This window comes from Amaricoccus sp. (genome assembly GCF_017995835.1).
Lineage (GTDB): Bacteria > Pseudomonadota > Alphaproteobacteria > Rhodobacterales > Rhodobacteraceae > Amaricoccus.
The window spans coordinates 39,109-47,151 of record NZ_JAGOID010000013.1 but is presented as its reverse complement, the minus strand read 5'-3'; the positions used below and the strand labels follow the sequence as shown (position 1 = coordinate 47,151).

At 72.4% G+C, this 8,043-nt stretch carries 7 protein-coding genes and 1 pseudogene; 2 read left to right on the top strand and 6 right to left on the bottom strand.

Translation table 11 applies throughout. The features are described 5' to 3' along the window. Positions 1 to 512 (top strand): exodeoxyribonuclease III (locus KBA23_RS04045; protein WP_290737089.1); only part of this gene is annotated, 512 nt, incomplete at its 5' end. Between the two features lie 132 nt (positions 513 to 644). Continuing rightward, complete coding sequence (locus KBA23_RS04040; protein WP_290737088.1) at positions 645 to 965, top strand: DUF1476 domain-containing protein; 321 nt, start codon at positions 645 to 647, stop codon at positions 963 to 965. 106 nt (positions 966 to 1,071) lie between these two features. Here KBA23_RS04040 and KBA23_RS04035 read toward each other — a convergent pair. From KBA23_RS04035 to KBA23_RS04010, 6 genes and pseudogenes are all read right to left on the bottom strand, one after another. Beyond that, positions 1,072 to 1,579, bottom strand: a pseudogene (locus KBA23_RS04035) (ISAs1 family transposase); the annotation flags it as partial. A 238-nt stretch (positions 1,580 to 1,817) separates the two neighbouring features. Further along, positions 1,818 to 2,384 (bottom strand): sarcosine oxidase subunit gamma family protein, encoded by a 567-nt coding sequence (locus tag KBA23_RS04030; protein WP_290737087.1) that lies wholly within the window; start codon positions 2,382 to 2,384, stop codon positions 1,818 to 1,820. Further along, complete coding sequence (locus KBA23_RS04025) at positions 2,377 to 5,319, bottom strand: sarcosine oxidase subunit alpha family protein (RefSeq protein WP_290737086.1); 2,943 nt, start codon at positions 5,317 to 5,319, stop codon at positions 2,377 to 2,379. The genes KBA23_RS04030 and KBA23_RS04025 overlap by 8 nt, the downstream gene beginning before the upstream one ends. Then, positions 5,316 to 5,633: a sarcosine oxidase subunit delta gene (locus KBA23_RS04020; protein ID WP_290737085.1), complete on the bottom strand. Its 318-nt coding sequence runs from the start codon at positions 5,631 to 5,633 to the stop codon at positions 5,316 to 5,318. The genes KBA23_RS04025 and KBA23_RS04020 overlap by 4 nt, the downstream gene beginning before the upstream one ends. Beyond that, positions 5,633 to 6,883, bottom strand: coding sequence for a sarcosine oxidase subunit beta family protein (locus KBA23_RS04015; protein WP_290737084.1), 1,251 nt, complete (start codon positions 6,881 to 6,883; stop codon positions 5,633 to 5,635). The genes KBA23_RS04020 and KBA23_RS04015 overlap by 1 nt, the downstream gene beginning before the upstream one ends. A gap of 305 nt (positions 6,884 to 7,188) precedes the next feature. Then, positions 7,189 to 8,043: a D-amino-acid transaminase gene (locus tag KBA23_RS04010; RefSeq protein WP_290737083.1), complete on the bottom strand. Its 855-nt coding sequence runs from the start codon at positions 8,041 to 8,043 to the stop codon at positions 7,189 to 7,191.

The window sequence follows — 8,043 nt, the reverse complement described above, 5'->3', positions numbered from 1 at the left end:
GGATCGAGGCGACCATGGTCGGCGAGGTCGCAGCGCTGCGGGTCTGCGGCCTCTACCTGCCGAACGGCAATCCCGCGCCCGGGCCGAAGTACGACTACAAGCTCGGCTGGATGGCGCGGCTCCGCGCCCGCGCGGCCGAGCTTCTCGCCGCGGAGGAGACCGCGGCGCTGCTGGGCGATTTCAACGTCATCCCGGAGCCGATCGACTGCTACGACCCCGGGGCCTGGGAGGGCGACGCGCTGTTTCTTCCGGCGACCCGGGACGCCTGGCGGCGGATCGTCAACCTCGGCTACACCGACGCCGTGCGCGTCACCCATCCGGAGCCGAAGGTCTACACCTTCTGGGACTACCAGGGCGGGGCCTGGCCGAAGAACAACGGCATCCGCATCGACCACGTGCTGCTGACGCCGCAGGCGGCCGACCGGCTGGTGGCCTGCGGCATCGACGCCGAGGTCCGCGGGCGCGACAAGCCGTCCGACCACGTGCCGGTCTGGGTCGATCTCGACATCTGAAGGCGGGAGACGGACGCGCGGCGGGCCGGCGGCCGGCGGGGAAGTCGCCGCGACGCGGCTTTGCGCCCTTGCCGGAAGCGGGTTCCAGCGCTTATCTCCCGGACGTACCGGAACGCGACAGGGGAATGCGTGATGAGCGACAGCTTCAAGGACCGCGAGAAGGGCTTCGAGAATCAGTTCGCCCACGACCTGGAGTTGCAGTTCCGGGCGAACGCGCGGCGCAACCGCCTGCTCGGCCATTGGGCGGCGCGGCTGCTCGGCAAGACCGGCGACGACGAAGTGCGCTACGCGCTCGACATCGTGCGCGAGGATTTCAAGGAGGACGGGCACGAGGACGTGGTCCGCAAGCTCAAGGCCGATCTCGGGACGCTTGCCGACGAGGCGACCATTCGCGCCAAACTGGCCTCGTACCTCGACGTCGCGAAGGCGCAGCTCATGAAAGAAACCGACTGACGGGAGCGTCGGCGGGGGCCAGGGCCATTCAAAGAATGCGTCCGGTTACGACCTGGATGGCGTACGAACGATCCTCGTGGAAGTTTTCCCGGGCTTCACGGAGCGGCAGGCTGCGGACGAGGGCGAGGGTGGCGTTGCGTATGCTGGCAAGGGCGCGGGCCCCGAAGCGGACGCGTGCGTGTGAGGCGCGCGACTTGCGCAAGGCCGGGCCAGCCGAGATGCGCGAGAGCCTCGGCGCTGACCGCGATGGCGCGGGTCTCGATGCGGCCATGGCCTTTTTCGAGGGTCTCGGCGCAGCGCAGGTCAGGGGGCGGCCCGTTGTCCACGCGGTGCGGGTCCGAGGGGGGAATGGTCGCCGAAGGCCTCGGCGATGCCGGCTTTCAGCTGCGGCTGGTTGTCCTTGACGACGAACAGATAGTGGCCGTCGCCATCCCGGATGGCGCGGCAGATCTCGCGGTTCGCGTGAAGATCGCATCGCCAGTGATCACGGCGCCGTCGAGCGGCAAATCCTTCAGGAGCGCCATTGCGGCGGTGATCTCGTTCTGGTCGGGCTCGACCACGAGGTCCCCGATGACCGCGCCGAGGTCGGTCGAGAACGCGGCCAGCACGTGGATCGCCCTGGCGTCAAGCCGGCGGCTGCCGCGCAGACGAGGTCGCCGAATACTTCCCGCCCGAGCGTCGCGTCCGCCACTCCGCCATCCACGCATGGGCCTCCCGCCGCCGCACCCGAGCGGCCGCCGACGCCGCTCTTCCGAGATAGCCCGAGGTCTTCCCAGCTCTTCCGTGATCCCGCAATTGGTATCATGGGACAGGAATTGGTTGCACAACTACGGTTTATCAGTCACTTGTTGGTCATGTTCGAGGGTCAGCGATCTCCGCCAGCGCCGCCACCGACCGCATCGCCCCGACGAGGTCCGCCACGACCGCCGTCGCACAGGATCGCGGCGCCAGCAGCTCGAACCCGTCCCCCGCCGCGAGGATCAGGCAGGGCACGTGCCGCAGCGCCGTCCGCGCCGCGGCGTTCGACGGGAACGCCTCCGGCGCCAGGTCGACGGGCGCGAGCCGCGCCAGCACTTCGCGCGCCGCGCCGCCGCCCAGCGCCAGCCCGATCCAGCCGTCCGTCTGGTCGAGCGCCGCCGCCAGACCATCGAGCCGCGCCGCCAGCGCCGCGCCCGCCGCCGGCCCGCGCACGAGCCAGCGGTCGAGCCCCGCCCAGGCGAGCGTGGCGCCGTCGAGCCTCGCGACACGGCCCGGCGCGGGCAGCCCGACGCCCAGCACGGCGGCCACCGCCGCCGCGCGCCCTCGGAACGGCAGGATTTCCAGCATCGCCGCCTCCGGCAGCGCGGCGAGGCTCGCTGCGCCGGCCGAGAACGGCAGGTCGCACGCGGCGAGCGCCGGGCGGGCGGCGAGGTCAGCCACGGAGCCGCTCTCCTTCCGGATCGACGAAGGCCGGCGCGACGATCTCCGCCGGCGTGTCGTGCCCGCGCAGCAGGCAGACCACGCGCACGGTCTCGCCCGTCCGCGCCCGCCCGTTCCGCACGAACCCCAGCGCGATCTCGCGCCCGAGCGTCGGCGAGAAACACGCCGATGTGAGATAGCCGAGGTCGTTCGGCGGCGTCGTATGCCCGCCCGGCAGCACGACGTGCGCGCCGGCGACCAGCCGCCCGCCGGCCTCGATCGCCTTCAGCCCGACCAGCTGCTCGCGCTGCGGGTCTGACAGGCCCGGCCGCGCGGCCGCACCCCTGCCGATACAGTCCTTGCCCGCCGCGACCAGCCGCCCGAGCCCGAGATCGTCCGCCGTCGTCCGCCCTTGCAGCTCGGCATGGGTCGGATGGCCCTTCTCGATCCTCAGCACGTTCAGCGCCTCGAGTCCGTAGGCCCCGCCGCCCCGAGCCTCCGCCTCCGTGACCAGCCGGTCGAACAGCGCGGCGCCGTGGCGCGCCGGGACCGCCAGCTCGTAGGCGTGCTCGCCCGAAAACGAGATCCGGAACAGCCGTCCCGCCACGCCCGCCGCCGAAACCGGCCCGCAGGCCATGAAAGGAAAGCCGTCGCTCCCGACCGGCGCGTCGATGACCGCGTTCACCACTTCCCGCGCCAGCGGTCCGGCCACCGCGACCTGCGCCCAGTGGTCGGTCACCGAGGCGAAGGCGACGTCGAGCTCCGGCCACAGGCATTGGTAGGCGAAGTCGAGATGCGCCAGCACCTCGCCCGCCGCCGCCGTCGTCGTCGTGACGAGGAAATGCGCGGGCCCGAGCCGCGCCACGGTTCCGTCGTCCATGGCGAAGCCGTCCTCGCGCAGCATCAGCCCGTAGCGCACCCGCCCGGGCGCGAGCGTCGAGATCGTGTTGGCATAGACCCGGTCGAGGAACGCCGCCGCGTCGGGCCCCTGCACATCGATCTTGCCGAGCGTCGAGACGTCGCAGACCCCGACCGTCGAGCGGACCATCCGCACCTCGCGGTCGCAGGCGGCCCGCACGGTCGCCTCGCCCGGCCGGGGAAAGCACAGCGGCCGCCGCCACAACCCCGCCTCGGTCTGCGGCGCGCCGCGCGCGATGATGGCGGTGTGGGCCGGGCTCAGCCGCTCCGGCGCGAAGCCCTGCCCCTGCCCCCCGGCCCCGAGCGCCGCGATCGGCACGGGCGTCCAGGGCGGCCGGAACGTCGTTATCCCGGTCTCCGCCACCGACCGCCCGGTCAGCCCCGCCAGCACCGCCGTCCCGAGCAGCCCGCCGAGCTTGCCCTGGTCGGTCGCCATGCCGTGCGTCGTGTAGCGCTTCATGTGCTCGGCGGCCCGGAAGCCCTCCCGCGCCGCCAGCGCCACATCCTTCACCGTCACGTCGTTCTGAAGGTCGACCCAGGCCCGCCCCCCGGCGTCCGCGACATGCCAGAACGCCGTCACCGCGACCGGCCCGTCCTCCGCCTCCGGGATGTCGACCGTACCAGCGGCAAGCCCCAGCGCCGCCAGCGCCTCGGCCGCCGCCGCCGCGCCGCCCGCAAGCGCGGCGCGGGTCGAGAACGCCCCCGCCGCCGCGCCCGCCGCCAGCAACCCCGGCACGCCGTCCGCCGGCGGCCCGAAGGCGGCGACTCCCTCGTCCCAGACCGGCCGCGCGCCGAGATGGCACGCGAGATGCACGCTCGGATTCCAGCCGCCCGAGACCGCGAGCAGGTCGGCCTCCACCCAGCGTTCGCCCGCCGCGTCGCGCAGCCGCACGGCGCGAAGACCCCGCCGCCCGCGCGTTCCGGTCACGACGGCGCCGGCCGCCGCCAGCCACGGCCCCGCCGGCGGCGTCGCGCCCGGCCGGGCGTCGACCAGCGCCGCCACCTCGATCCCCACCGCGACGAGCGCCTCGGCCGTCCGCCAGCCGTCGTCGTTGTTGGTGAACACCACCGCCCGCCGCCCCGGCGCCGCCGCCCACCGGTTGAGATAGGCGCGAACGGCGCCGCCCATCATCACCCCCGGCCTGTCGTTGTCGGGGAATGCGATCGGCCGCTCGATCGCCCCCGTCGCCAGGATCGCGCGCCGCGCCGCGATGCGCCAGAACGCGTCGAGCGGCGCGTCGGCGGGCGGCTCCGCCAGATGCCGGCTCACCCGCTCGACCGCGCCCCAGGTTCCGCCGTCATAGGCGCCGATCACCGAGGTCCGTGGCATCAGCCGCACGTTCGGCAGGCCCGCGAGCTCGGTCACGACCTCCCCGGCCCACGCGGCCCCGGGGCGCCCGTCCACCTCCATCCGCTCGGCGTTGAGCCGCCCGCCGAGGCGGAAATCCTCGTCGGCGAGGATCACCCGCGCCCCGGCCCGACCGGCGACCAGCGCCGCCATCAACCCGGCCGGCCCGGCGCCGATCACCAGCAGGTCGGCGAATGCGAAGGCCTTCTCGCTCGCGTCCGGGTCGCGCTCGCCCGAGAGCGCCCCGAGCCCGGCGGCGGCGCGGATCATCGGCTCGTAGAGCCGCTCCCAGAACGCCGGCGGCCACATGAAGGTCTTGTAGTAGAAGCCTGCGGACAGGAACGGCGACAGGAGGTCGTTCACCGCCATCGCGTCCCGGCGCAGCGATGGCCAGCGGTTCTGACTGACCGCGACAAGCCCGTCATGGACCTCGACTTCGGTCGCGCGCAGGTTCGGGGTGCGCCGCGCCCCGGCGCCGAGCGTGACCAGCGCGTTCGGCTCCTCCACCCCGGCCGCGACGATGCCGCGCGGCCGATGATACTTGAAGCTGCGCCCGACCAGCCGCACCCCGTTCGCGACCAGCGCCGAGGCGAGCGTGTCTCCGGGATGCGCCACGAGCGGCGCGCCGTCGAACGTGACCGCGAGCCTCCGGCTCCGGTCGACCAGCCCGCCGGAGGCAAGTCGGGTCATGCCGTCCCCTCGCCTTCCGCGGGCACGACCGCCTCGCCGACCCCGGGCGCAAGGCGGCCGCGGGCGTCCCGCGCCAGGCCGACCTCGAGGATCGCGTGGGTCCGGGTGTCGCGCACCACCCGCAGCCAGGCGCGACAGCCGAAGGCGTGATGCCACAGTTCGGCGTTGGGACCGGCGGGGTTGTCGCGCAGGTGCAGGTAGGCGTCGAAGGCGACCGGATCGGGCTCCGCCGGCCGGTCGAGCAGGACGGCCGCGCCGCGGTAGGTGAACTCCCGCAGGTCGCGCTCGCCGCAGAGGGGACAGGCTATCCGCATCAGTGCAGGTTGTGCTGGGCACCCGCGCCCTCTTCGTCGAGGACGCGGCCGGAGGCGAAGCGGTCGAGCCGCAGCCGCGCGGCGACGGGATGCGGGCGACCCGTCGCCATCAGGTGCGCGAGGCACCAGCCCGAGGCCGGCGTCGCCTTGAAGCCGCCGTAGCACCAGCCGGCGTTGAGGAAGAGCCCCTCGACCGGCGTCCGGTCGATGATCGGCGAGCCGTCCGGCGTCATGTCCACGATGCTCCCCCAGGACCGCAGCACCCGCGCCCGGCCTATCATCGGCATCAGCGCCATGCCCGCCTCCATGACGTGCTCGACCGCCGGCAGGTTCCCGCGCGCCGCGTAGGAGTTGTAGGAATCGAGGTCGCCGCCGAAGACCAGCCCGCCCTTGTCCGACTGGCTGATGTAGAAATGCCCCATGCCGAAGGTGACGACCCCCGGCAAGACCGGCTTCAGCCCCTCGGTGACGAAGGCCTGAAGGACGTGACTCTCGATGGGAAGCCGGAGCCCGGCGAGCGCGGCGACCTGGCCGGACCGGCCCGCGGCGACGATGGCGACCTTCTCCGCCGCGATCGCGCCCCGCGTCGTCTCGACCCCGCAGACCCTGCCGTTCTCCACCCGGATGCCGGTCACCTCGCAGTTCTGCAGCAGATCCACGCCGCGCGCGTCGGCCGCCCGAGCGTAGCCCCAGGCGACGGCATCGTGGCGCGCCGTCCCGGCGCGGACCTGCAAGAGGCCGCCGTGGATCGGAAACCGCAGGTCGTCGAAGTTTAGAAACGGCGCGATCCGTCTGACGCCCTCGCGGTCGAGCAGAACGGCATCGTCGCCCTGGAAGCGGATCTGGTTGCCGCGCCGGGCGAAGGCATCGCGCTGGGCGTCGGAATGACAGAGGTTGAGGACGCCGCGCTGCGACATCATCACGTTGTAGTTCAGCTCCCGCTCCAGCCCCTCCCAGAGCTTGAGAGAATGCGAATAGAACTCGGAATTTCCCCGCAAGAGATAGTTGGCGCGGACGATCGTGGTGTTGCGCCCGACATTGCCCTGCCCGATCAGGCCGCGCTCCAGCACGGCGACGCTGGCGACCCTGTGGTTGCGGGCGAGGTAGTAGGCGGTGGCGAGACCGTGCCCGCCCCCACCGATGACGATGGCGTCATAGGCGGGCTGCGGCTCGGGATCGCGCCAGACCGGCGCCCAGGCGACGTCGCCGGCCAGGGCGTTCTTCAGGATGGACAGGACCGAGTAGCGCATGGCGGAACAAGACAGTCTCGATTCGACCACCGCAAGGGGCAAGGCGTCGCCGCCAACAGAACGGCGCGAACCAGTCGCCCCGCGTCATCGAAGGCGTCAAGTTCACCGACCGCGTCGCCGATGTCGACGCCAGCCAGAGCCGCGCCGCCTGATCGCGCCGCGTCACCCAAATTCAGCCATAGCTCTCGGTGGAGAAGCGGGTCCGGGTGCGCGCCGCCGCCGCGGGCGCCGCGCGAAAGCCCGCGCAAGGCAGATCGATCGCCTCGGATTCCATGCTCGATCTCAACCGTGGAGCCAGTTTCTGTCTAGATCGCCCGCTTCCGGCTCTCGGACAGGTAGAGTTCGCGCAGGCGCCGCGCCACCGGACCAGGGCGGCCGTCCCCGAGCGCGACCCCGTCGATCTCGACCACCGGAGTGACGAAGGCGGAGGCCGCGGTCATGAACGCCTCGGCCGCGTCCCGGGCCTCCTCGACGGTGAAGGCGCGCTCCTCGACCTTCATCTGCGCCGCCTCGGCGTATGCGATCACCGCCGCCCGGGTGATGCCGTGCAGGATGCGGGTCGACAGATCCCGCGTGACGATCCGCCCGTCCTTGGTGACGATCCAGGCATTGTTCGAGGTGCCCTCGGTGACGAACCCGTCCTCGACCAGCCAGGCGTCGTCCTTGCCCGCCTTCTTCGCCGCCATCTTGCACATCGACGGCGCGAGCAGCTGCACCGTCTTGATGTCGCGCCGGCCCCAGCGGATGTCGGGCATGGTGATCACCTTGATCCCGTCCCGCGCCCCCACCGTGTCCTCCATCGGCTTCGCCTGGGTGAAGGCCACCACCGTCGGCGTCGCGCCTTCGGGATAGGTGAAGTCGCGGTCGGCGGCGCCGCGGGTGACCTGCATGTAGACCATGCCGTCGACCAGCGCGTTCCGCGCCACCAGCTCCCGGTGCATCGCCTCGATCGCCGCGTCGTCGAGCGGCCGCGCCATCTCCAGTTCGCCGAGGCTGCGCGCAAGCCGCTTCAGGTGGCCGGGAAAGTCGATGAGCTTGCCGTCGAGCACGCTCGTCACCTCGTAGACCGCGTCTGCCATCAGGAAGCCGCGGTCGAAGATCGAGACCTTCGCCTCCTCCTCGGGCAGGTATTCCCCGTTCACGTAGACGATGCGTCCCAT